The 24,141-nt window shown below is 56.1% G+C and carries 22 protein-coding genes; 8 read left to right on the forward strand and 14 right to left on the reverse strand.

Annotated elements, in window-relative coordinates; all coding sequences use genetic code 11:
• Position 1 precedes the first annotated feature (1 nt).
• From rffA to trxA, 8 genes are all read right to left on the reverse strand, one after another.
• Positions 2-1,132, reverse strand: a complete 1,131-nt coding sequence (gene rffA / locus F8562_RS04890; RefSeq protein WP_004097526.1) for a dTDP-4-amino-4,6-dideoxygalactose transaminase — start codon at positions 1,130-1,132, stop codon at positions 2-4.
• Positions 1,133-1,136: 4 nt separating this feature from the next.
• The gene (gene rffC, locus F8562_RS04895) at positions 1,137-1,811 is read right to left on the reverse strand and encodes a dTDP-4-amino-4,6-dideoxy-D-galactose acyltransferase (RefSeq protein ID WP_014837069.1); all 675 of its coding nucleotides are present in this window, start codon (positions 1,809-1,811) and stop codon (positions 1,137-1,139) included.
• Between the two features lie 78 nt (positions 1,812-1,889).
• Complete coding sequence (gene wecC, locus F8562_RS04900; protein ID WP_014837068.1) at positions 1,890-3,152, reverse strand: UDP-N-acetyl-D-mannosamine dehydrogenase; 1,263 nt, start codon at positions 3,150-3,152, stop codon at positions 1,890-1,892.
• Positions 3,149-4,279: a non-hydrolyzing UDP-N-acetylglucosamine 2-epimerase gene (gene wecB / locus F8562_RS04905; protein WP_094909532.1), complete on the reverse strand. Its 1,131-nt coding sequence runs from the start codon at positions 4,277-4,279 to the stop codon at positions 3,149-3,151. The genes wecC and wecB overlap by 4 nt, the downstream gene beginning before the upstream one ends.
• 56 nt (positions 4,280-4,335) lie before the next feature.
• Complete coding sequence (gene wzzE / locus F8562_RS04910) at positions 4,336-5,382, reverse strand: ECA polysaccharide chain length modulation protein (protein WP_014227454.1); 1,047 nt, start codon at positions 5,380-5,382, stop codon at positions 4,336-4,338.
• 21 nt (positions 5,383-5,403) lie between these two features.
• Positions 5,404-6,498: a UDP-N-acetylglucosamine--undecaprenyl-phosphate N-acetylglucosaminephosphotransferase gene (gene wecA, locus F8562_RS04915; RefSeq protein ID WP_004097511.1), complete on the reverse strand. Its 1,095-nt coding sequence runs from the start codon at positions 6,496-6,498 to the stop codon at positions 5,404-5,406.
• 242 nt (positions 6,499-6,740) lie between these two features.
• A complete protein-coding gene (gene rho, locus F8562_RS04920) occupies positions 6,741-8,000 on the reverse strand; it encodes a transcription termination factor Rho (protein WP_002883293.1) in 1,260 nt (419 codons plus the stop codon).
• A 329-nt stretch (positions 8,001-8,329) separates the two neighbouring features.
• The gene (gene trxA / locus F8562_RS04925) at positions 8,330-8,659 is read right to left on the reverse strand and encodes a thioredoxin TrxA (RefSeq protein WP_004097507.1); all 330 of its coding nucleotides are present in this window, start codon (positions 8,657-8,659) and stop codon (positions 8,330-8,332) included.
• 341 nt (positions 8,660-9,000) lie between these two features.
• Here trxA and rhlB point away from each other — a divergent pair, with 341 nt between their 5' ends.
• Both rhlB and gppA read left to right on the forward strand, forming a co-directional pair.
• Positions 9,001-10,266, forward strand: a complete 1,266-nt coding sequence (gene rhlB / locus F8562_RS04930; RefSeq protein ID WP_004127388.1) for an ATP-dependent RNA helicase RhlB — start codon at positions 9,001-9,003, stop codon at positions 10,264-10,266.
• A 125-nt stretch (positions 10,267-10,391) separates the two neighbouring features.
• Positions 10,392-11,888 carry a guanosine-5'-triphosphate,3'-diphosphate diphosphatase gene (gene gppA / locus F8562_RS04935; protein ID WP_162140784.1) on the forward strand — a complete coding sequence of 499 codons (1,497 nt, stop codon included), beginning with the start codon at positions 10,392-10,394 and terminating at the stop codon, positions 11,886-11,888.
• 64 nt (positions 11,889-11,952) lie between these two features.
• Here the strand turns inward: gppA and F8562_RS04940 are convergent, their stop codons facing one another.
• The gene (locus tag F8562_RS04940; protein WP_004097500.1) at positions 11,953-12,693 is read right to left on the reverse strand and encodes a GntR family transcriptional regulator; all 741 of its coding nucleotides are present in this window, start codon (positions 12,691-12,693) and stop codon (positions 11,953-11,955) included.
• 221 nt (positions 12,694-12,914) lie between these two features.
• Here F8562_RS04940 and F8562_RS04945 point away from each other — a divergent pair, with 221 nt between their 5' ends.
• From F8562_RS04945 to F8562_RS04955, 3 genes are read left to right on the forward strand one after another with little or no spacing between them, the layout of a single operon-like run.
• Positions 12,915-13,931 (forward strand): ADP-ribosylglycohydrolase family protein, encoded by a 1,017-nt coding sequence (locus F8562_RS04945; protein ID WP_014227452.1) that lies wholly within the window; start codon positions 12,915-12,917, stop codon positions 13,929-13,931.
• Between the two features lie 18 nt (positions 13,932-13,949).
• Positions 13,950-15,365 (forward strand): purine-cytosine permease family protein, encoded by a 1,416-nt coding sequence (locus F8562_RS04950; RefSeq protein ID WP_014837065.1) that lies wholly within the window; start codon positions 13,950-13,952, stop codon positions 15,363-15,365.
• Positions 15,349-16,311, forward strand: a complete 963-nt coding sequence (locus F8562_RS04955; protein ID WP_014227451.1) for a PfkB family carbohydrate kinase — start codon at positions 15,349-15,351, stop codon at positions 16,309-16,311. The genes F8562_RS04950 and F8562_RS04955 overlap by 17 nt, the downstream gene beginning before the upstream one ends.
• A gap of 3 nt (positions 16,312-16,314) precedes the next feature.
• Here F8562_RS04955 and rep read toward each other — a convergent pair whose 3' ends face one another.
• The 4 genes from rep to F8562_RS04975 form a co-directional block, all read right to left on the reverse strand.
• Positions 16,315-18,333, reverse strand: a complete 2,019-nt coding sequence (gene rep, locus F8562_RS04960) for a DNA helicase Rep (RefSeq protein ID WP_014837064.1) — start codon at positions 18,331-18,333, stop codon at positions 16,315-16,317.
• A gap of 102 nt (positions 18,334-18,435) precedes the next feature.
• Positions 18,436-19,164, reverse strand: a complete 729-nt coding sequence (gene pnuC, locus F8562_RS04965; RefSeq protein ID WP_004097491.1) for a nicotinamide riboside transporter PnuC — start codon at positions 19,162-19,164, stop codon at positions 18,436-18,438.
• On the reverse strand, positions 19,164-19,913 hold the full coding sequence (locus F8562_RS04970) for a nucleoside phosphorylase (RefSeq protein ID WP_014227449.1): 750 nt from the start codon (positions 19,911-19,913) through the stop codon (positions 19,164-19,166). Before F8562_RS04970 ends, pnuC begins: the two co-directional genes overlap by 1 nt.
• Before the next feature lie 23 nt (positions 19,914-19,936).
• Positions 19,937-20,641 carry a Crp/Fnr family transcriptional regulator gene (locus F8562_RS04975; RefSeq protein ID WP_004097483.1) on the reverse strand — a complete coding sequence of 235 codons (705 nt, stop codon included), beginning with the start codon at positions 20,639-20,641 and terminating at the stop codon, positions 19,937-19,939.
• A gap of 194 nt (positions 20,642-20,835) precedes the next feature.
• Between F8562_RS04975 and ppiC (F8562_RS04980) the strand changes: the two genes are divergently transcribed.
• Both ppiC (F8562_RS04980) and ppiC (F8562_RS04985) read left to right on the forward strand, forming a co-directional pair.
• Positions 20,836-21,117, forward strand: a complete 282-nt coding sequence (gene ppiC, locus F8562_RS04980; protein WP_004127352.1) for a peptidylprolyl isomerase PpiC — start codon at positions 20,836-20,838, stop codon at positions 21,115-21,117.
• Between the two features lie 52 nt (positions 21,118-21,169).
• Complete coding sequence (ppiC, locus tag F8562_RS04985) at positions 21,170-21,451, forward strand: peptidylprolyl isomerase PpiC (protein ID WP_004127351.1); 282 nt, start codon at positions 21,170-21,172, stop codon at positions 21,449-21,451.
• A gap of 168 nt (positions 21,452-21,619) precedes the next feature.
• On the opposite strand, the gene ilvC is transcribed toward ppiC (F8562_RS04985), so the two are convergent.
• Positions 21,620-23,095 (reverse strand): ketol-acid reductoisomerase, encoded by a 1,476-nt coding sequence (gene ilvC, locus F8562_RS04990; protein ID WP_003018001.1) that lies wholly within the window; start codon positions 23,093-23,095, stop codon positions 21,620-21,622.
• Between the two features lie 153 nt (positions 23,096-23,248).
• On the opposite strand from ilvC, the gene ilvY reads away from it, so the two are divergent.
• Positions 23,249-24,139, forward strand: coding sequence for an HTH-type transcriptional activator IlvY (ilvY, locus tag F8562_RS04995; protein WP_004097479.1), 891 nt, complete (start codon positions 23,249-23,251; stop codon positions 24,137-24,139).
• The last annotated feature ends 2 nt before the right edge of the window (positions 24,140-24,141 follow it).

Here is a 24,141-nt window from a genome sequence, read left to right on the forward strand (position 1 = left end):
ATCAGGAGAAATAGCTCAGCAGCGAGTTAATCACCGTGCGCTGGTTAACGTTCGACAAATTGTAGAATAACGGCAGGCGCAGCAGGCGTTCGCTCTCCTGGGTCGTGTAGCGATCCGTCCCGTGGAACTCGCCGAAGTTCTCCCCGGCCGGGCAGCTGTGCAGCGGGATATAGTGGAATACCGCCAGAATTTCCGCCTCTTTCAGCCAGGCGATCAGCTTGCTGCGATCGTCAATATCGCGCAGCTTGATATAGAACATATGCGCATTTTGCCCGCAGTCGGCAGGCACGATGGGCAGATCGATACGCCCGGCGCGCGCCAGCGGCAGCAGGGCGTCGTAGTAGTTCTGCCACAGCGCCAGACGCTGCTGGTTAATCCGCTCCGCCGCTTCCAGCTGCGCCCACAGATAGGCCGCCTGTAAATCGGACATCAGGTAGCTGGAGCCGATATCGCGCCACGTATATTTATCCACCAGGCCACGGAAAAATTGGCTGCGGTTGGTGCCTTTTTCACGAATGATCTCCGCGCGCTCTATCAGAGTGCGATCGTTAATCAGCGTTGCGCCGCCTTCACCGCCCGCGGTGTAGTTTTTGGTTTCATGGAAGCTGAAGCAGCCAATATGGCCGATAGTGCCGAGCGCCCGGCCTTTATAGGTCGACATCACGCCCTGAGCGGCATCCTCCACCACAAACAGATTATGCTTGCTGGCGATAGCCATAATGGTGTCCATCTCGCAGGCCACGCCGGCGTAGTGGACCGGTACAATCGCGCGGGTTTTCTCGGTGATGGCCGCTTCAATCAGCGTTTCATCGATATTCATGGTATCGCGACGAATATCAACGAAGACGATTTTCGCGCCGCGCAGCACAAAGGCGTTGGCGGTGGAGACGAAGGTATAGCTCGGCATAATCACTTCATCGCCCGGCTGAATATCCAGCAGCAGCGCGGCCATTTCCAGCGAAGCGGTGCAGGACGGCGTCAGCAGCGCTTTCGCGGTGCCGAAACGCTGCTCCATCCACTGCTGGCAGCGGCGGGTAAAACCGCCATCGCCGCACAGCTTGCCGCTCCCCATCGCGGACTGCATATAATCAAGCTCGGTACCCACCACCGGCGGCGCGTTAAATGGAATCATCATGTCACCTGTATAACCAGTACGCGGTGCTTTCGACATTGGCACCGCTAAGAATGTAACGTTTAAGCGCGGCGGTGTTGCCCATCTGGGTCGCCACCCGCAGCGTCGTCAGCTCGCGCAGCGCGGCCCAGCGCTGCGCCGCCTGCATTAATTCCGCTCCGGCGCCGCGTCCGGCCAGCAGGCCAATCCTCGCCTCGCGCTCGCTGAGCTGGCGCAGGGAGACAAACGCGCGGATATCGCCGTCAGGGGCGCGAAGCACCAGACACTGGTGATCGAAGGTACCGCGCACCGCATTTTCAATCCACTGGGCATAGAAACGACCGCTGGCATCGTCGGCGTACCAGGGGGCGCGAAAACGGCTCTGCGCAAAGGCCAGCGCCGCCAGTTCGCGCAGCCGGGGGATATCCACCTCGGTCGCCGGCTCGGCGCCGATATCATCAGAAGCCGCGGGCGGAAGCGCAAGATCGACCTCGCCCTCCACCAGCCGGAAGCCTAATGCCTGCAGCGCATCCAGGCGCGCGGTATCATCCGCCGCAACTTTCGCCTGCACCCGCGACCATCCCGCCAGCGCTTGCACCGTCAGCGGCGGCGCATCGTCGCCAAAGCGGAGAATGGCGCTATTGACGCCGAAGAAGCGGTTTTCCCACTCAAGGGGCTCAATACTGGCGCGGGCGAACATAAAATAGATCTGTTAAGTTTTGGTCACGATGAAAGCGCGCGAAGCTGCGAACGCTTTCATCTTTTACCAGACGCCCTCTCACCGCCACACCCCTTTGGTATCGACGATAAACTGCTGGCTAACGCTCTCCCCGCCGACCGCTTTAAATTCTTTATGATCGACCAGCATCACCAGCACATCGGCGCTCGCCAGCGCCTCGTCCAGCGACGCCAGAGCGCACAGTCCGTCGAGCTTTTTCGGCAGCTGATGAATATTTGGCTCAACGACCAGGGTTTCGCCGCCGTGCCAGCGGGCGATCTGCGCGGCAATGGCCATGGCCGGGCTTTCGCGCAGGTCATCAATATTCGGCTTAAACGCCAGGCCAAAACAGGCGATTTTTAGCTCGCTGGCGCGTTTGTTGCTGGCGGCGAGGCAGTCGGCGACCCGCGCTTTGACCTGATCGATCACCCATTCTGGTTTGTGGTCGTTGACTTCACGCGCGGTCCGGATAAGCCGCGCCTGCTGCGGGTTTTGCGCCACGATAAACCACGGGTCGACCGCGATGCAGTGGCCGCCAACACCCGGCCCCGGCTGGAGGATATTGACGCGCGGATGACGATTCGCCAGACGAATCAGTTCCCAGACGTTGATCCCCTGATCGGCGCAAATTAGCGAAAGTTCATTGGCAAAAGCGATATTAACGTCGCGGAAGCTGTTTTCAGTCAGCTTGCACATTTCGGCGGTGCGCGAGTTGGTCACCACGCATTCGCCTTCGAGGAAAATTTTATACAGCTCGCTGGCGCGGGCTGAGCAAACCGGCGACATGCCGCCAATCACGCGATCGTTTTTAATCAGCTCAACCATCACCTGCCCCGGCAACACGCGCTCCGGACAGTAGGCGATATTGACGTCCGCCGCTTCGCCAACCTGCTGCGGGAAGCTCAGATCGGGGCGCATTTCCGCCAGCCAGCCCGCCATCTGCTCGGTTGAACCCACCGGCGAGGTGGACTCAAGGATAACCAGCGACCCTTTCTTCAGCGTCGGTGCGATAGATTTCGCCGCCGACTCGACGAAAACCATATCCGGTTCATGCAGGTCTTTAAACGGCGTCGGCACCGCAATCAGGTAAGCGTCGGCTTCTACCGGCGCGGTAGTGGCGCTCAGGTAGCCCTGCTCGACCGCCGTTTTGACGACGCTCGCCAGATCCGGCTCCACGATATGAATTTCACCACGGTTAATGGTCTCCACGGCGTGTTGATTGATATCAACGCCGACCACCCGCTTTTGCCGGGAGGCGAACGCGGCAGCGGTTGGCAGGCCAATATATCCAAGGCCAATCACTGAAATGGTAGAAAAATTCATAGCGTTACCTGATTATTTTTAAGTGCAGACAAAATACGATGACACGCATGTCCATCGCCATACGGGTTATGCGCCCGGCTCATGGCCTGATACGCGGACTCATCTTGCAGCAGGCGCGTGACCTCATTGACGATGCGCTGGCTATCGGTACCCACCAGGCACACGGTGCCCGCGCTGACCGCCTCCGGGCGCTCGGTCATTTCACGCATCACCAGCACCGGTTTCCCGAGCGAGGGCGCCTCTTCCTGGATACCGCCGGAATCGGTCAGGATCAACCACGCGCGGTTCATCAGCCAGACAAACGGCAAATAATCCTGCGGCTCAATAAGTATGACGTTCTCAACGTGGCCGAGAATGCGCTTCACCGGTTCGCTGACGTTCGGATTCAAATGCACCGGATAGACGATCTGTACGTCCGGATTGTTCGCGGCGATCTCCGCCAGCGCATGGCAGATTTGCTCGAAACCGCGGCCAAAGCTTTCCCGACGGTGTCCGGTGACCAGAATCATCTTCTTGCCGTTGGCGAGGAAGGGATAACGCTGAGTCAGCTCGTTGTGCAGGGCTTCATCGCTCAAAACCCGGTCGCGCACCCAGAATAGCGCGTCAATAACCGTATTTCCGGTTACCGTGATCCGATTGTCGGCGATGTTTTCCCGCAGCAGGTTCTGCCTTGAGGTTTCCGTCGGCGCAAAGTGGTACGTCGCCAGATGCCCGGTCAACGTACGGTTCCCCTCTTCCGGCCACGGCGAGCTCAGATCGCCCGTGCGCAGCCCGGCTTCCACGTGTCCTACCGGGATCCGCTGATAGAAAGCGGTCAGGCTTGCCGCCATCGTCGTGGTGGTATCGCCATGCACCAGCACCACGTCTGGCTTAAACGACTCCAGCACCGGCTTTAAACCTTCAAGGATGCGACAGGTAATCTCCGTCAATCCCTGACCCGGCTGCATAATATTGAGGTCGTATTCCGGAACAATAGAAAAAAGTTTCAACACCTGATCGAGCATCTCCCGATGCTGCGCGGTCACGCAAACTTTCGCCTCAAAATGAGGATCCTTTGCCAGCGCATGAACCAGAGGCGCCATCTTGATAGCTTCTGGTCTCGTGCCAAATACCGTTAGTACTTTCACATCGATTCTCTTCGATTAGGCGATGAAGGCGACATGTCCTTCACCACAGGCCGCATTCACTGGACACGGCGACGCGATAACGCAACGCCTGCGCCGATGAGCGCGCCCACAATCCCCCACATCACCATCAGAAACACGCGGCGCGGGCTATCGCGTTTTACCGGTTCTTCAGGCGTTCGCAAATACCTGTAAGTCTGAAAACGCGGGTCCAGGGTCGGCCCCACGTTCAACGTCGTTAACATGGCGCGGCTTTGGTCATAATCAAGATCGTACTGCGGCCCCACCGCCTGCAGATTTTCCAGCCGGGCCTGCAGCATTGGCCGCCCCAGTAAAAACAGCTCGGAATCCGGCAGCTGATCTGGTGGAATATCGGTTTCGCTGCGGGAGATGTTGTGCTGCTGCGCGACTTTCAGCGCCTGTTCCACGCTGTGCATGCGGCGATTGAAAATCTCTCGCGCCACCTCTTCCTGGCGCTTCACCTGCGCTTTCATCTGTACGGTACGCGCGGCCCAGGCGCCTTTGAGCTCATCATTCAGATGCCCTGCCGCACGCTGGCTGGCGAAAGCCACATACTGGCGCAGCAGATTGTTGGCATCAGGCGCGGTTTCTGCCGTCAGCTTCACGCTATCGTTGATGCTTTTTAGCGCATCGCCGGGCATGAACTGGATATCGTTAATCAGGTCATCCAACAGCGCGGCATCGGCGCGAGCGTTACCCGACTGGCGCTGCTTGTAGTAGTCTGTTTGCAACCAGAAGTCGCGGCGGGTATCCCACGACGCCTGCTGCATGATGAACTCTTTATATGCTTCGTCCATGACCGAAGGCTGATCGACAGAGACGAGATTGGCCTTGATATCGAGATTGCGTAAGAACTGCTGTTGTGAATAGTATCCCCCCAGCATGTTCACCGTCGGTCGGTCGGTAATCGCCGTCGCGCTCCACTCCTGACGAGCAAAAAAGGTATAAACCAAAACAATCAGTGCAAAGAGCACTGCGATACCTGCTATCCAGCTTTTTCCGGCCCATAAGGCGCGAAACAGCCCGCGAATATCCAGCTCGTTCTCAACGTTCACTGTTTGTGCTCCCGGTAATGGTTGAGTCATCACGTCCCCAGATTGACTTGGTTAATTTGGATTATTGCCGCTGTGTCGCCGTATTCTGCGTCTAATGCGCTTAACCATGCGCGCCACTTTCCAGGCGCGTTTAATGCAGTAGCCATAAAGGAAAAAGGCTAACAAAAAGAGTATTAACATCACCCATTCAGGAACAATGCGGGTGTATTCCGCCACCACGCCAACCAGGGCCAGCAGCGCGGCGGCCAGGGTGATCAGCACAAACGCCTGACGGGAAGTAAACCCGGCGCGCATGATTAAATGATGAATATGCTGACGGTCCGGGGAGAATGGGCTCATCCCTTTGCGCAGGCGACGGTACATAATCGCCACCATATCCATCAACGGAATAGCGATAATCCACAGCGCCGTGACCGGGCTGATAGGATGCGTTTTTCCCTGCGTGGTCTCCAGCAGGATCCAGATGATAGTGAAGCCAATCATGGTGCTGCCGGCATCACCCATAAAGACCTTATAGCGACGACCAAGCGCACCGAGGTTAAGTAAAATATAGGGCAAAATGGCGGCGATCATCGCAAAACACCACATCGCCAGGCTGTACTGGCCATCAAACCACAGGATAATGCCCGTTGCCGCGAAAGAGACTGACGATAGACCGCCAAGCAGCCCATCGATACCATCAACCATATTGAAGGCGTTGATCGCCGCCCAGACGGCGAACAGCGTGAGGAAGAAGCCAAAAGGGCCGAGCACCAGCTCCCATGAGCCGAATATAAAACCGAGGCTACTAAGATGAAGATTACCCACCATCATCATAATGACGGCGATAGCGGCTTGAATTACCGCGCGAATTTTTACGCTGATATCAAAGCGATCGTCCAGCGCACCGACCAGCACGAGCACCCCGGCACATCCCAGGTATAACCGAGCGTGGGGAATGTAATAATCGGCGATAGCAAACGTAAAACAAATACCTGCGAAAACTGAAATACCACCGACTAACGGAATCAAACCCTGATGCCGTTTGCGATAGTTAGGTTTATCCACCAGCCCAACTCTTTTTGCCGCCTTGCGAGCGATAAATATAAACAGGGTGGTGAATAAGAAAATACTGATTAATTCAGTAATAGCAGTGAGTAAATTCACAACGCATGTGCTCTCAGCATAGTTAATCCGGGAAGTATAACGATGATGCCTCAACTCCAGAAGGGGCAAAGCAGAACATTACAAATTTATTGTAGAAATTTTAGACTGTTAAAGCCGTCTCTGCCTGCCATCATCCTGCGCATATCATACGTTAAGACCCATTTTGTTTTCCCTTCCTGGATCATACAAACCCGGAAAACAAAACGCCACGCAATAGCGTGGCGTTCTCTGGCGTTTTTAGCTTACGAGCGCTTCATCATGTCGAAGAAGTCATCGTTAGTTTTGGTCATCGCCAGTTTATTGATGAGGAATTCCATCGCGTCAATCTCACCCATCGGGTGAATGATTTTACGCAGGATCCACATCTTCTGCAGCTCTTCCTGAGTGGTGAGCAGCTCTTCTTTACGGGTACCGGAACGGTTGTAGTCGATAGCCGGGAAGACGCGTTTTTCTGCGATCTTACGAGAGAGGTGAAGCTCCATGTTACCGGTGCCTTTAAACTCTTCGTAGATAACTTCGTCCATTTTAGAACCGGTATCGATCAGCGCCGTAGCGATAATCGTCAGGCTGCCGCCCTCTTCCACGTTACGCGCGGCACCGAAGAAACGCTTCGGACGATGCAGGGCGTTGGCGTCCACACCACCGGTCAACACTTTACCGGAAGCCGGGACGACGGTGTTGTAGGCACGCGCCAGACGGGTAATGGAGTCGAGCAGGATGATAACGTCTTTCTTATGCTCAACCAGACGCTTCGCTTTCTCGATAACCATCTCGGCAACCTGAACGTGGCGAGATGCCGGCTCGTCAAAGGTAGAAGCGACAACTTCACCTTTAACCAGACGCTGCATCTCGGTCACTTCTTCCGGACGTTCGTCGATCAGCAGTACCATCAGAACGCAATCAGGATGGTTGTACGCAATGCTCTGCGCGATGTTCTGCAGCAGCATGGTTTTACCGGCCTTCGGCGGCGCAACAATCAGACCACGCTGGCCACGGCCGATCGGCGATGCCAGATCCAGGACGCGAGCGGTTAAGTCTTCCGTTGAGCCGTTACCACGCTCCATACGCAGACGTGAATTTGCGTGCAGAGGGGTTAAGTTCTCGAACAGAATCTTGTTACGCGCGTTTTCCGGCTTATCGTAGTTAACTTCGTTAACTTTCAACAACGCAAAGTAACGCTCACCCTCTTTAGGAGGACGAATCTTACCGGAAATGGTGTCACCAGTGCGGAGGTTGAAGCGGCGGATTTGGCTGGGGGATACGTAGATGTCGTCGGGACCGGCGAGGTAGGAGCTGTCTGCTGAACGGAGGAAACCAAATCCATCCTGCAGTATCTCCAGTACGCCATCGCCAAAGATATCCTCGCCACTCTTCGAATGCTGCTTGAGGATGGCAAAAATAATATCCTGCTTACGCATACGGGCCAGGTTTTCCAGCCCCATATTTTCGCCGAGAGTAATCAGCTCAGAAACCGGCGTATTCTTTAATTCGGTAAGATTCATAATGGTGTGGGTTCTTAAACTCGGGGTAATTCTCGAACTTAATGTTGTGAATGGTATGGCAGGAACATCCATGCCTGTTAACGGCCTTCATCTCGTGTCTGTACGTTGCCTGGTCACAGGAAAGAACGCAGAACTGAAACGACTAAACGGAATGAGTGATAAGCCCGGATTATAAGCCTCACGCGCATTTTTGCGGGACGCTTTGGGTAAAACAAGATTCAAACAAAGGTATGTTTAAAACGAAGTCTGAGATTAACTTAGCACGACTCTCGCCGGGCGTCCAGAGATCCGCAAAAAATTGGACGCTGGACGCCGGGAGAACAAGCCGCTTACGCCAGGTTGGCGTCGAGGAACTCTTTCAGCTGGCCTTTGGACAGCGCGCCAACTTTGGTCGCTGCCACTTCGCCATTTTTGAACAGCAGCAGGGTCGGGATGCCGCGAATGCCGTATTTCGGCGCAGTACCCGGGTTCTGATCGATGTTCAGTTTCGCAATGGTCAGTTTGCCCTGATACTCTTCAGCGATCTCATCCAGAATCGGGGCGATCATTTTGCACGGACCACACCACTCTGCCCAGAAATCGACGAGGGTTAGCCCGTCAGCCTTGAGTACGTCCGTGTCAAAACTGTCGTCAGTCAGGTGAATAATTTTATCGCTCATATTTAACTCCACAGGAATAAGCCTGGTGTGTTGGTGTCGCGGCCATCAACGACGTGTCGATGCTACGTTATGCACGCTGTTCTTCAGAATGCCTCTTTTATCTCTCTGCATCACAATGCCCATCATGAACTTTGCCCCGCAAAAGATAAAGCAACCAGCGTTCAAACCGGCTTATCGCAGATTTGTCACCCTCGCCTCGCTTAGTAGTCTAAGCTTTCGAAGATTCGTTCAGTTGCCGCAGACGCACCTTGAATAATTTCATACATAGCCAACGAAAGGTTGACGTTATTTCACCGGATACGCTTTCTTAATGCAATAGTTAGCTGATATTCTACCACACTATGAGCAAAACACATTTAACAGAACAGAAGTTTTCCGACTTCGCCCTGCACCCGGCAGTGATTGAAGCCCTTGAAAAGAAAGGGTTTCATAATTGTACACCCATTCAGGCACTCGCCCTCCCGCTTACGCTGGAAGGTCGCGATGTCGCCGGGCAGGCGCAAACCGGTACCGGTAAAACGATGGCGTTTCTGACGTCAACGTTTCATTATCTTCTCACTCACCCGGCGATCGCTGACCGCCAGGTCAACCAGCCGCGCGCGCTGATCATGGCGCCGACGCGTGAACTGGCGGTTCAGATCCACGCTGACGCCGAACCGCTGGCGCAGGCTACCGGTCTGAAACTCGGCCTGGCTTACGGCGGCGACGGCTACGATAAGCAGCTGAAAGTGCTGGAAAGCGGCGTGGATATTCTGATCGGTACCACCGGTCGCCTTATCGATTACGCCAAACAGAACCATATTAACCTCGGCGCCATTCAGGTTGTCGTGCTTGACGAAGCCGATCGCATGTACGATCTCGGCTTTATTAAAGATATCCGCTGGCTGTTCCGCCGTATGCCGCCAGCGAATCAGCGCCTGAACATGCTGTTCTCTGCCACCCTTTCTTATCGCGTCCGTGAACTGGCGTTCGAACAAATGAACAACGCCGAGTACGTCGAAGTTGAGCCTGAGCAGAAAACGGGCCACCGTATTAAAGAAGAGCTGTTCTATCCTTCCAACGAAGAAAAAATGCGCCTGCTGCAGACGCTGCTGGAAGAAGAGTGGCCGGATCGCGCGATTATTTTCGCCAACACCAAACATCGTTGTGAAGATATCTGGGGTCACCTGGCGGCGGACGGCCATCGCGTTGGTCTGTTAACCGGCGACGTTGCGCAGAAAAAACGCCTGCGCATTCTCGATGAATTTACCCGCGGCGATATCGACATTCTGGTCGCAACCGACGTTGCCGCCCGCGGTCTGCATATTCCGGCCGTTACGCACGTCTTTAACTACGACCTGCCGGACGATTGCGAAGACTACGTTCACCGTATTGGCCGTACCGGCCGCGCTGGCGCCAGCGGTCACTCCATCAGCCTGGCCTGTGAAGAGTACGCGCTGAATCTGCCGGCAATTGAAACCTATATCGGCCATTCAATTCCGGTCAGCAAATACAATTCGGACGCGCTGATGACTGAACTGCCCAGACCGCTACGTCTTACGCGCCCGCGCCCGGGCAACGGCCCGCGTCGTAACGGTCCGCCACGTAATCGTCGTCGTTCAGGTTAAAGCACTATGCCATACACAAAATCATTCAAGTTGCATCAAGGCCGCAGGAAAGCGAATCGCGGCGAGCTGACGCTGGTAAGTGATTCGGGTAAGAGAACGCAGCCAACACAGAGGCAACTTGAAGGATGAAGTGTATGAGCTCCACCTCGCTCTATGCCGCTATCGATCTTGGCTCCAATAGCTTTCATATGTTGGTTGTACGCGAGGTTGCCGGAAGCATCCAGACCCTGAGTCGTATCAAACGCAAGGTCCGTCTGGCCGCTGGCCTCAGCGGCGACAATACGCTCTCGGCAGAAGCCATGGAGCGCGGCTGGCAATGTTTACGCCTGTTTGCCGAGCGTTTGCAGGATATCCCCCCGACGCAAATCCGCGTGGTCGCCACAGCAACGCTGCGCCTGGCGGTTAACGCCGGTGAGTTTCTGGAGAAAGCGCGGGAAATCCTCGGCTGCGCGGTTCAGGTTATCAGCGGTGAAGAGGAAGCGCGCCTCATTTATCAGGGCGTTGCGCATACAACAGGCGGCGCAGATCAGCGTCTGGTCGTGGATATTGGCGGCGCCAGCACCGAACTGGTTACCGGTACCGGCGCGCAAACCACCTCGCTTTTCAGCCTGTCCATGGGCTGCGTGACCTGGCTGGAACGCTACTTTGCCGATCGCAGCCTGACCAAAGAGAACTTTGACCAGGCCGAAACCGCAGCGCGTGAAGTTTTGCGTCCCGTCGCCGATGTGCTGCGCTATCACGGCTGGAAAGTGTGCGTCGGGGCATCCGGTACGGTTCAGGCGTTACAGGAAATCATGATGGCGCAAGGGATGGATGAACGCATCACCTTAGCCAAGCTACAGCAGCTCAAACAGCGCGCGATTCAGTGCGGTCGTCTGGAGGAGCTGGAGATCGAAGGCCTGACGCTTGAACGGGCGCTCGTCTTTCCCAGCGGGCTGGCGATTCTTATGGCCATCTTCAGCGAGCTGAATATTCAGTGTATGACGCTCGCCGGCGGCGCGCTGCGTGAAGGTCTGGTCTACGGCATGCTGCACCTGTCGATCGATCAGGATATTCGCAGTCGTACCTTACGCAATATTCAGCGCCGGTTTCTGGTTGATACTGAACAGGCACAGCGCGTTGCCCAACTGGCCGCCCATTTCGTTCATCAGGTGGAAAACAGCTGGGAAATTGAGCCGCTATGCTTCGATTTGCTGCAAAGTGCCTGCCAGCTGCATGAAATTGGTCTGAGCGTGGAGTACAAGCAGGCCCCCCTGCACGCCGCCTGGCTGGTGCGCAATCTTGACCTGCCCGGCTTTACCCCCGCACAAAAGAAGCTGCTGGCGACGCTGCTGTTAAACCAAACCAACGCCGTCGACCTTTCATCCATTCATCAACAAAACGCGGTGCCTCCGCGAGTCGCGGAGCATATGTGCCGTCTGCTGCGTCTGGCGATTCTGTTTGCCAGCCGCCGACGCGACGATCTGCTGCCGATGCTTACGCTGGCTGCCGAAGATGAAAATTTGACGTTAACGCTGCCGCAGGGCTGGCTGGAGAATCATCCGCTGGGCCGGGAAATGGTCGAACAGGAGTGCCAGTGGCAGAGCTACGTTCACTGGCCGCTGCGGCTTACCGAGCAGTAGTCGGCTACGATCCGCTCTCGCATAAAGCGATGGCGGGTTTTATACACCGGCCATGCCAAAGCGCTTATTGCAGCTTCACTCTGAAATCAAAATTAAAGTAATTGCTCAGGCAGAATGCGGTTCCGTACTCAAGCACCTCTCCCTGAGCATTGCGGCTTTTCAGCGTAATTTTCATCAATGGCACGCCTTGCGGCAGGTCGAGCAAATTCAGCTCTTCCGCCGAAGGAATATGCACCGTCAGTGAGTAATCCTGAAGATCGGGATAAATATCATTTTCCGCCCAGTGCGCGTACAGCGAACCTTCAAGTAGATCCGGGCGGGGTAAGAAACGCTCGGGGATAAACATGGTTTCGATAGACACCGGGAGGGCATCGACCAGACGGACGCGTTTGATTTTCGCCACCCGATCGCCGACCGCGATCTCCAGCTCACGGGCCAGAAAATCATCCGCCGCCAGCTTTTCCCTCACCAGCCATCGGTTGGACACCGTGCCTGAATTTTGTAGCTGGGCAGAAAATCCGCCGCTGGCAAGGTTATAGCTTACCGGCAGATTCACCTCAGTCCCTTTTCCGTGGCGTTTAATAACCAGCCCGGCCTCCAGCAGCGCATCAAGCGCCTTCACGACCGTCACGCGCGATAGCTCAAGCGTCTGCGACATTTTGCGTTCGGAAGGCAGGATGCTGCCGTGCGTCAGCAACCGCTCGGTCATTGCCGCTTCAATAGCTTGTTTAAGTTGAATATAAAGCGGCGCGGGAGCCTCTGCATTCAGACGCCCTTTTATATACTCAAGCAGCGATTGCGGCATAATGTCGTAGTCTTCCGGAATTCAGTGGCAGTGGATTTATCATAGTGGATCCATACTGGAATCAATAGCCCCCTCATAACGTCTCCCCACCCTTTTTTAGCTTCTCACTTTTCTTTCAGAATGCGTCTTCGATCACAGCATGGCCACAAAGGACTTTAACTGGACTTAATCTGGATCTACTTTTAGTATAACTTTTATTCATTTCTTCCAGGGAGCCGATGATGTCTGCTATTCACCCTACCTATACCACCGAAAACCGCATCCTCGGCTGCCTTTATGGGCAAGCCATCGGTGATGCGATGGGTATGCCTTCCGAACTGTGGCCTAAGCGCCGAATTATTAACCATTTTGGCTGGATTGAGCGCTTCCTCCCCGGTCCGAAAGAGAATATTGCGGCCTGCGAATTTCGCGCCGCTGAGTTCACCGATGATACCCATCAGTGCATCGCACTCATGGATGCCCTGAATGAAACCAACGGCGTGACCGATCCACTGGTCATCGCCAGGCATATTCTGCTGTGGGCCAGACGCTGTCAGGCCTTTGAAAAAAATATTCTTGGCCCGACCTCGAAGGCTTCCCTGATCGCGCTTGAACAGGGGCAGCCGCTGGAGGAGATCGCGGCCAACGGCGTAACCAACGGCGCGGCAATGCGCGTAGCGCCGATGGGCTGTCTACTGCCCACCGGGGACAGAACGTTTTTCATTGAGCAAGTGCGGCTATCCTGCCTGCCGACGCATAAATCAGACATCGCTATCGCCGGCGCGGTGGTCATTGCCTGGGCGATCGGCCGCGCCATTGAAGGGGCCGAATGGCCGTTAATCAAAACGGAGCTGGCGTCGCTCGCCAATGAGACGCAGCGCCATTATGAGTCCACTTTTAGTCCACTACTGGGAAACCGTATCCACCTGGCGCTGGAAACGATCGCCGGGGAGACTGACCATCTGACGGGTATTGAACGGATTTATGAGGACATCGGCGCCGGTATGGATATTATCGAGTCCGTCCCCGCAGCGATTGCTCTGGTTGAGCTGGCAAAAACGCAGCCTATGAAATGCGCTATGCTGGCAGCCAATTTAGGCGGCGACACCGACACCATTGGCGCGATGGCCACCGCCATCTGCGGCGCGCTTCATGGCATAGAGGCTTTTCCTGAAGAACATATACAACGGATTAAGCAGGCCAACAGCATCGACTTCGCGCCTTACGCACAGCGGCTTGCAGGCTACCGCTTCGCATAATTCACAGAGGGTATCACTATGGACAGCAAAGCTTCATACGATGGAAATATCCAGGCGGCAGATCCCGGAATGGCAGAATTAGGGATCGGTCTGGTCCCCCCGGTCCACCAGACCCAGAAACCGGTCCAGCTGTTTTTCGTCTGGTGCGCCGCGAATATTGGCATTCTTGGCGTCGTTTACGGCGCGGTGATTGTGTCGTTCGGCCTCTCATTCTGGCAGGCGATTCTTGCCGCCGTGGCGGGCGTCGCCTCCTTTGCGCTGGTCGGCATCACCAGCATCGCCGGGAAAATTGGTCGTACGACGACGCTAACCCTCTCCCGCGTCATTTTTGGCAAACGCGGTAATATCGCCCCCACCAGCTTCTGTTGGGTGAATTTGATGGGCTGGGAAGCGGTCAATATCATTACCGGCACGCTCACCCTCGTCGCGCTGTTTGCCGCCATGGGTTTTGAAGAGAGTCTGACCACCACCGCGCTGTCGCTTTTCTTGTTTGGCGGGCTGACCGTACTGGTCAGCGTGCTCGGGCAAAACGCCGTGCTGATGATGCAAAAATGGATCACCCGGATCTTTGGCGCCATGACGCTGCTGGTGGTGATCTATTTACTCTTCACCGCGGACTGGCAGGCCATCCTCGCGCTGCCTTCAGGCAGCTGGCTGACCGGCTTTCTGCCGGCCGTGTCTATTATTGCCGCGGGCACCGGCATCAGCTGGGCTATCGCCGGCGCCGACTATAGCCGCGATCAGCGCCCTGACTCCGGGGAAAAGCCTATTTTTCTCGCCGTGGTCAGCGGCGCCGCCCTCCCGCTTCTGTTGCTGATGCTCACCGGAATACTGCTTACCGCGCAGATCCCCGATCTGGCCTCCAGCGAGAACCCCATTTCAGCGATCGGTAAACTGCTGCCTTCGTGGATGGCTATCCCCTATCTGGCCGCGGCTACCGCCGGGGTCGTGACCATCGCCGTGTTGAGCCTCTATTCCGCCAGCCTTAACCTGTTAAGCATGGGGATTAAGCTACAGCAGCGTTCCGCCGTGGCCCTCGACGCCGTGCTGGTGCTGGGGATTGCCCTCTACGTGCTGTTTGTCTCGAAAGATTTTCTCGGGCCGTTCATCGCGTTTTTGATTTTCTGCGGCGTATTTCTGGCCGCCTGGGCCGCCATCTTTATGGTCGATTTTTATCGGCTGCGCCGCCGTGCCGGATATCCTGAAGCTGATTTATTCAGGGAGAGCGGCGCAAACCGTACCGCGCTGGGCTGCTGGATTGTCGGTGCGCTGGCAGGATTGATGGTCTCTAAAACCGGTTTTATCGACGGACCTTTCGCGGTCGGTATTTTCGCGGACTCCAGCCTCGGGTTATTCGTCTCTTTTATTCTGAGCCTGGCGCTGTATCTCGCCTTCGGAACGAGAAAGGGGGCCTGCCGTGACAATCAGCGCTGACCTGCTATCGCCTCAGCGGCCGATCGTGGTTATCGGCGCCGCTTTTGGCGACATTATTCTCCATCTCGATGCGCTGCCGCAAAGCGGTAGCGATGTCTCCGCCCGCGACGGCGGACGGCAGATTGGCGGCTGCGCGTTCAACGTCGCCCGCGCGCTCTCGCGCCTCGAACTGTTTCCCATTAACGCCATACCGGTAGGCAATGGCGATTGGGGGCAGGCCGTTGCGCAAAAAATGGCGCTGGAAAACTTGCCCGTCCTCTTGCGCCATCCCACCCACGATAACGGCTGGTGTCTGGCTCTTGTCGAAGCCAGCAAAGAGCGGACGTTTATCACCATTGAGGGCTGCGAACAGCACTGGACTGATGAACTATTAGCGCAAATACCGCTGCCGAAGGAGGCGATTATTTACGTCTCGGGATACGAACTGGCCAGCGAAGCGCTGCGCCAGTGGATCCTTGCCCAGACGGAAGATAAAACGCTGTTCGTCGATTTTGGCCCGCGTCTGTGCGACCTGGATATTCACTTTATCCAGGCGCTGCTGCGCAAACGCCCCCTGCTCACCCTGAATCGCGATGAACTCAGCGTGCTGTGCGCGCGTTTATACGATTTGGATAGCGCGACCCTTGATGCCGCCTCACGGCTCGCCAGCGACTGGCATATTCGGGCGATCTGTCGGTTTGATAAGGATGGCGCATGGGTGGTTGAACCTGACGCAGCACCGCAGCATATTCCGGCCTGCCGCGTGAAGGTCCACGACACGATTGCCGCAGGAGACAGCCACTGTGCCGGTACGATCGCCGGGCTGGCCTGTGGAATGGATTTGCAGCAGGCAACGCGGCTGGGCAATGAAGTGGCGGCCATTGTCATCAGTCAACCCGGTTCAGACGGCGCACCCGGTCGCAAAGCGCTACGTCAGTTCCAGATTCAACAGCAAAACAGCCGCTAGCCGCTATTTACGCGCTTTCGCCAGCATCGCCCGGATGTTGGCGACGTTCGCCTGGCCTTTATGCATGCGCTCTTCCGGCGAAATCACTTTGCGCTCCTGTTCCCAAATCAGGTCGTCCTGCGGCAGTTCCAGCAGAAAACGGCTCGGCTCCGGTCGCACCAGCTCGCCGTACTGACGGCGCTCTTTGCACAGGGTAAAAGTCAGCTCTTTCTGCGCGCGGGTGATACCTACGTAGGCAAGACGGCGCTCTTCATCGACGTTGTCTTCATCAATGCTGCTCTGGTGCGGCAGCAGCCCCTCTTCCATACCAACCAGGTAGACATATGGGAATTCCAGCCCCTTTGACGCGTGAAGCGTCATCAGCTGCACCTGATCCGTCTCCTCATCCGACTCGCCGCGCTCCATCATATCGCGCAGGGTAAAGCGGGTAACGACCTGAGTGAGCGTCATCGGTTCATCGATCTCGCTGCCTTCGAGCATTTCAGTCATCCACGTGAACAGCGTATTGACGTTTTTCATCCGCATTTCGGCGGCTTTCGGGCTGGGCGAGGTCTCATAGAGCCAGGATTCATAATCCACGCCGCGGATCAGATCGCGGACGGCGGCAATCGGTTCACGCTCTGAAAGCTGCTGGATCTCCCGCAGCCAGTGGGTAAAGCGGGTCAAACACTCATAGCCGCGCCCGTTCAGGGTCTGGGTCAGGCCCATATCGAAGCTGGCGGTAAACATGCTTTTATTGCGCCCCATCGCCCATTCACCCAGCTTTTTCAGCGTCGCCGAACCGATTTCACGCTTTGGCGTATTAACGATGCGCATGAAAGCGCTGTCATCATCGGGATTAGTCAGCACGCGCAGATAGGCCAGCAGGTCTTTAATTTCCGGGCGGGAAAAGAACGACGTGCCGCCGGAAATTTTGTACGGGATGCGGTTCTGCATCAGCATCTTTTCAAAAACCCGCGACTGATGGTTGCCGCGATACAGAATCGCGTAGTCCTTATAGGCGGTTTTATTAATAAAGTGATGCGCGATCAGTTCACCGGCAACGCGCTCCGCCTCATGGTCTTCGTTATTGGCAGAGAGCACCTTCAGCTCTACGCCATAGCCCAGTTCGGAAAACAGACGCTTCTCGAAAACGTGTGGGTTATTGGCAATCAGGATGTTAGCCGCCTTCAGGATGCGCCCGGAAGAACGGTAGTTTTGCTCCAGCTTGATCACCTGCAGCGCCGGGAAATCCTGGCTTAGCAGGACCAGGTTCTGCGGCCGCGCGCCGCGCCAGGAGTAGATCGACTGATCGTCATCGCCGACCACGGTAAAGCGCGCCCGCTGTCCCACCAGCAGTTTCACCAGCTCGTACTGGCTGGTGTTGGTGTCCTGGTATTCATCCACCAGCAGATAGCGAATCTTATTCTGCCAGCGCTCCCGCACCTCTTCGTTGCGCTGCAGCAGCAGCGTTGGCAGCAGGATCAGATCGTCAAAGTCGAGTACGTTGCAGGCTTTCATGTGCGCGTCGTACAGCCCGTAGCAGTGAGCAAAGATCCGATCCCGCTCCCCTTTCGCCCCAGCGGCGGCCTGGGCAGGGGTTTGCAGATCGTTTTTCCAGTTGGAGATCGTCGAGATCAGCTGCTGAAGCACCACTTTATCGTCTTCGATCAGCCCTTCGGTGAGCTCTTTTAACAGCGCCACCTGGTCGGTATCGTCGAACAGCGAGAAGTTTGATTTCATCCCTAACGCGGCGTATTCGCGTTTGATGATATCCAGCCCCAGCGTGTGGAAGGTGGAAATCATCAGGCCGCGCGCCTCTTTGCGTCCCAGCGTTTGCCCGACGCGCTCTTTCATTTCGCGCGCCGCCTTGTTGGTAAAGGTGACCGCCGCGATATGACGCGCCTGATAGCCGCAGCCGCGGATCAGGTGGGCGATTTTATTGGTAATCACGCGGGTCTTACCGGAACCGGCACCCGCCAGCACCAGGCACGGTCCGGTAACGAATTCGACGGCTTGTTGTTGGCCAGGATTTAAACGCATGGGAGTCTTTTGCTCAATCTTCGAACGGGGTGGGGATTGTAGCAGAAAGAGGGGCACAGAGAGCAACAGGCTGCCCATTCAGGCAGCCTGGAAATCGGTCAATCAGGATGCGGCCGCGGCAAGCGGCGTATAGCCGTTACGCTGTGCGCTTTTGATCCAGCTGTATGAGCCCATTACCGCGATCGCCGTCAGCAGGACATACTCAAGCGACATGGCGTAAACGCCCTGTACCGCGTAGATAACCACGCTAATCACGTCGATAACCACCCACAGCAGCCAATTTTCGACGAATTTACGCGTCATCAGCACCATGGCGGCAATCGACAACACCAGCATGGTGGAATCCCAGAACGGGAAGGCGTCGGGCTGGAGGTCGGGCATCGCGACCTGCATACCGAACGTTTGCAGCAGAGCAATCATGATACGAGTGAGCGTCGCGAACACCGGATCGATAAACAGCGTCATCAGCACAATCGCCACCGCGCAGACGCCGCCCAGCGCCAGCGTTTGCTGACGGGAAAGCCAGCGTACCTTGAGCGCGGCCTCCTGCGCCTCGTTTTGCCGGCTCCACGCGTACCAGCCGTAAATATTAGCAGCGAAGAAAAAGACCTGCAGCAGCAGGCTGGCATAGAGCTGGATCTGGAAAAAGATCGCCGCAAACAGCGTGACGTTAATCAGGCCAAACAGATAGTTGATGATTTTTTCCCGGCTGGCGCACCAGATGCACAGCAGGCCGAATACGGTACCGATAGCCTCAATCCACGATAGCGCATAACCGCCTTCGCCGAGAGGAATGTTGACCATCACATTGTTAATGCTAAAAAAGTCCATCACAGACCTCCTTGCTGGCTAGCGGAATAAATGGCGCGCAGCGCCAGGGTAATTTGCCGTTCTTCGCCCTGCTGGCACAGCGCCTCCTGCTGGACATAATCATTGATGCTGCTATCCAGGCAACCGTTGTGGGCAACAACCACGTTGAGTAATGATGCCGTACGTAGGCCGCGCAGCGCGCCGATAGTCATCAGAGCGGCGCTCTCCATATCAGCACCCAGAACGCCTCGCGCCGACCACTGCGCATCCAGTTCCGCCTCACGATCGGTATAGAAACTGTCGTGGCTGCGCACCAGCCCGCACGCGGCGGGGATGTTCATTTGCCGCGCCTGCGCCACCAGTTCCCAGGTCAGCAGCGGGTCGGCGCAGGCCGGATAGCCCGCCGGCGCATAGGTTCGGCTGGTACCATCATCCATCACCGCAGCGTGAGCGATAATCACATCGCCGAGCGCAAGATTATCCTGCAATGCGCCGCAGCTGCCGATACGAATCAGGGTTGTTACGCCAATCTGGCGCAGTTCTTCAATGGCGATCGCCGTGGAGGGTCCGCCGATACCGGTGGAGAGCACCAAAATCTCGATGCCCTGATACCAGCCGCGCGCGGCGCGAAACTCCCGGTTCTGACCGAGCCGCTGTGGATTATCAAGAAAATTGACGATGCGGTCGACCCGCTGCGGGTCGCCCGGCAGCAGCGCGTACCGCGCGCCGGTCATCTCTTTGCTTAACTGGATATGGGGTTGCAGCGACATTCTCCCGCCTCCTTCTCTTGCGGTTATCCGATATCAGCCTCCTGCTTCAGTTTTTCAGGAGCTAACAACACAATGCGTTCACCATCGGTATCAATAATCTGTAGCGCTTTCAGGTCATGCAAAATACGGTTAATGCTGCGGGTCGTCGCCGCGAACTCCTGACTGAGATTCTGCTTATCCAGCAAGATTTCATTCGCGCCATCCTGTTGATAACGCAGCCATAGCGCCTGACACACCCGCTGATGCAGCGAGTAGAGATTGTCGCTGCTGGCCTTTTTCGATAGCTGATAATATTGCTGGCTAAAGAAGCGCAGCATCCGCTGGTTAAAGTGGTTATCCAGCGCCAGCCAGCGGCAGAAATGTTCCTGCGACAGGCTCAGGAGCTGCACATGGTCCACCGCCACCACCGAGCAGATGTAATGACGCGACTCAAAGATCTCGAGTTCGCCCACCATGTCGCCTTTACGGTAGCGGGCCTGGCGGTAGCGGCGCCCGTCTTCAGCCTCATAGAAAACGTCTACCTCACCGGCGATAATCAGCGAAAAACGCTGGCACACTTCCCCCTGTCGGCAGATAAAATCACCGCGCGGAATGTCTTCGAAGCGCCAGCGCCGCATGATCTCCAGAGGACAATATTTCAGTAATTCATAGAGCAGCGGATCGCGCACAATCTCGCTCAGCCCGGAAAGCCAGCCGACTGAAAATTCAGGTTTTTTCATTGTATCCATGTTATCTCGCTCCACGACGATAAGGACAGGACGGCTGTCCCCGGCCAGAAGGAAAACGCCGAAGAAAAGTGTTGCCCATCTCCCGCTTCCGTCTATCAGGCGAGACACCTGTCCCGCGATGGCGAAGAGTATAGGTCCACGACCAAAGCGGATGGTAAAGTAACGGGATATCTTTGAGACATGAGAGCAAAATAATGGCAAAGAGCGCAGCAGCCCTGCATATCCTGGTAAAAGAAGAGAAGCTGGCGCAAGAGATCCTCGCCAAACTGGAACGTGGCGTGAGCTTCGATCATCTGGCAAAGCGCTATTCAAAGTGCCCATCCGGACGCAACGGCGGCGATCTCGGGGAGTTTAATCAAGGCGTTATGGTCGGGCCGTTCGATAAAGCGGTCTTCAGCTGCCCGCTGCTAAAGCCATATGGACCGGTCAAAACCAAGTTCGGCTACCACATCATTAAGGTGCTGTATCGCCGCTAGCCCATGCTACTATTGCGCCCTGGTTTGTCCCCCACTCACTCAAGGTACGATCATGGCAAAAACGGCAGCAGCACTGCATATTCTGGTTAAAGAAGAGCAGCTGGCACTGGATCTTCTGGAGCAAATTAAAAACGGCGCCGATTTCGGCAAACTGGCGAAGAAGCACTCGATCTGCCCGTCAGGCAAACGCGGCGGCGATTTAGGTGAATTCCGCCAGGGTCAGATGGTGCCGGCGTTTGATAAAGTCGTCTTCTCCTGCCCGGAGCTGGAGCCAACCGGCCCGCTGCACACCCAGTTTGGTTATCACATCATCAAGGTGCTGTACCGCAAATAAAAAAACCGGTGTCTTATTTGCACCGGTTTTTTATCTCACAGCTTTCCCCTAAGGATTTCAGCTTGCAGGAAGGCGGCAAGTGAGTACAGCCCCAGGAGCATAGATAACTATGTGACTGGGGTGTACGAACGCAGCCAACGCATCTGCAAGTTGAAAGACGACGGGGAATTAGCCCGCTACCGCAATGCGTTTCATGTCGGTCATATAGCCGCGCAGTTTCTTACCAACCTGCTCGATAGCGTGGCTGCGAATAGCTTCGTTCACGTCGCGCAGCTGAGCGTTGTCTACCGCGCCTTCGGCAATCGCTTTGCCCAGGTCGCCGGTCTGCAGGGTGGTCATGAACTCTTTCAGCAGCGGTACGCAAGCGTAAGAGAACAGGTAGTTACCGTATTCAGCGGTATCGGAGATAACCACGTTCATTTCGTACAGACGCTTACGAGCGATGGTGTTGGCGATCAGCGGCAGCTCGTGCAGTGATTCGTAGTAAGCGGACTCTTCGATGATGCCGGAATCCACCATGGTTTCAAACGCCAGCTCAACGCCCGCTTTCACCATTGCGATCATCAGAACGCCTTTATCGAAGTACTCCTGCTCGCCAATTTTACCTTCAAACTGCGGTGCGGTTTCGAACGCGGTTTTGCCGGTCTCTTCACGCCAGGTCAGCAGTTTTTTATCGTCGTTGGCCCAGTCAGCCATCATGCCGGAGGAGAATTCACCGGAGATGATGTCATCCATATGCTTCTGGAACAGCGGCGCCATAATTTCTTTCAGCTGTTCGGACAGCGCGTAAGCACGCAGCTTAGCCGGGTTAGACAGGCGATCCATCATCAGAGTGATACCGCCCTGCTTCAGCGCTTCGGTGATGGTTTCCCAGCCGAACTGAATCAGTTTTTCGGCGTATGCCGGGTCGGTACCCTCTTCCACCAGCTTATCGAAGCACAGCAGAGAACCGGCCTGCAGCATACCGCAGAGGATGGTCTGCTCGCCCATCAGGTCGGATTTCACTTCGGCAACGAAGGACGATTCCAGCACGCCCGCACGGTGACCGCCGGTCGCCGCAGCCCAGGCTTTAGCGATGGCCATACCTTCGCCTTTCGGATCGTTTTCCGGGTGAACCGCGATCAGGGTCGGAACGCCGAAACCGCGTTTGTACTCTTCACGTACTTCGGTACCCGGGCACTTCGGCGCCACCATCACGACGGTGATATCTTTACGGATCTGCTCGCCAACTTCCACGATGTTGAAGCCGTGAGAGTAGCCCAGCGCCGCGCCGTCTTTCATCAGCGGCTGAACGGAACGTACAACGTCAGAGTGCTGTTTGTCCGGCGTCAGGTTAACCACCAGATCGGCCTGCGGGATCAGCTCTTCGTAGGTACCCACCTTGAAGCCGTTTTCGGTTGCTTTGCGCCATGATGCGCGCTTTTCGGCAATCGCTTCTTTACGCAGCGCGTAGGAGATATCCAGACCGGAGTCGCGCATGTTCAGACCCTGGTTCAGGCCCTGAGCGCCACAGCCGACGATGACCACTTTTTTACCCTGAAGGTAGCTTGCGCCATCGGCGAATTCGTCGCGACCCATAAAGCGACATTTGCCCAGCTGCGCCAGCTGCTGGCGCAGGTTCAGTGTATTAAAGTAGTTAGCCATGGTGATACCTCGTGATGTTGTGTGTCTTATTTTGTTCGGTTCGCGTTTCAGCGAGAATGTACCCACATTACAACAGGAAATTTATTGCGGAAATTGATATATTCACAACGTCACGTTGCAATTTCTGCAATGTAAAATCGTGGAGTGCCGCCGGTGGATTTACGCGATCTGAAAACCTTCCTGCATCTGGCTGAAAGCCGCCATTTTGGCCGCAGCGCGCGGGCGATGCACGTCAGCCCCTCCACGCTTTCCCGACAAATTCAGCGCCTGGAAGAAGACCTCGGGCAGCCGCTGTTTGTCCGCGATAACCGCACGGTAACGCTTACCGAAGCGGGAGAAGAGCTCCGCACCTTTGCCCAGCAGACGCTGTTGCAGTATCAGCAGCTGCGCCACACTATCGATCAGCAAGGTCCGTCGCTGTCGGGCGAACTGCATATCTTCTGTTCGGTGACCGCCGCCTACAGTCATCTGCCGCCGATTCTCGATCGTTTCCGCGCCGAGCATCCCTCGGTGGAAATAAAGCTCACCACCGGCGATGCCGCTGATGCGATGGAAAAAGTGGTGACGGGTGAGGCCGATCTGGCGATTGCCGGAAAACCGGAAACGCTGCCCGGCGCGGTGGCTTTTTCCATGCTGGAGAATCTGGCGGTGGTGCTGATCGCCCCGGCGCTGCCTTGTCCGGTTCGTAACCAGGTCTCAGTGGAGAAGCCTGACTGGGCAACGGTACCCTTTATTATGGCCGACCAGGGGCCCGTGCGTCGCCGCATTGAGCTATGGTTTCGCCGCCATAAAATCAGTAATCCGTCAATTTACGCCACGGTGGGCGGGCATGAAGCCATGGTCTCCATGGTGGCGCTCGGCTGCGGCGTCGCGCTGCTGCCGGAGGTGGTGCTGGAAAACAGCCCTGAGCCAGTGCGCAATCGCGTGATGATTCTGGAGCGTAGCGACGAGAAAACCCCGTTTGAGCTGGGCGTCTGCGCGCCAAAAAAGCGGCTGCATGAGCCGCTGATTAATGCGTTCTGGAATTTGCTGCCTGGCCACTAATG

Source organism: Klebsiella sp. RCJ4, from assembly GCF_009025755.1.
In the GTDB taxonomy this organism is placed as follows: domain Bacteria; phylum Pseudomonadota; class Gammaproteobacteria; order Enterobacterales; family Enterobacteriaceae; genus Klebsiella; species Klebsiella michiganensis.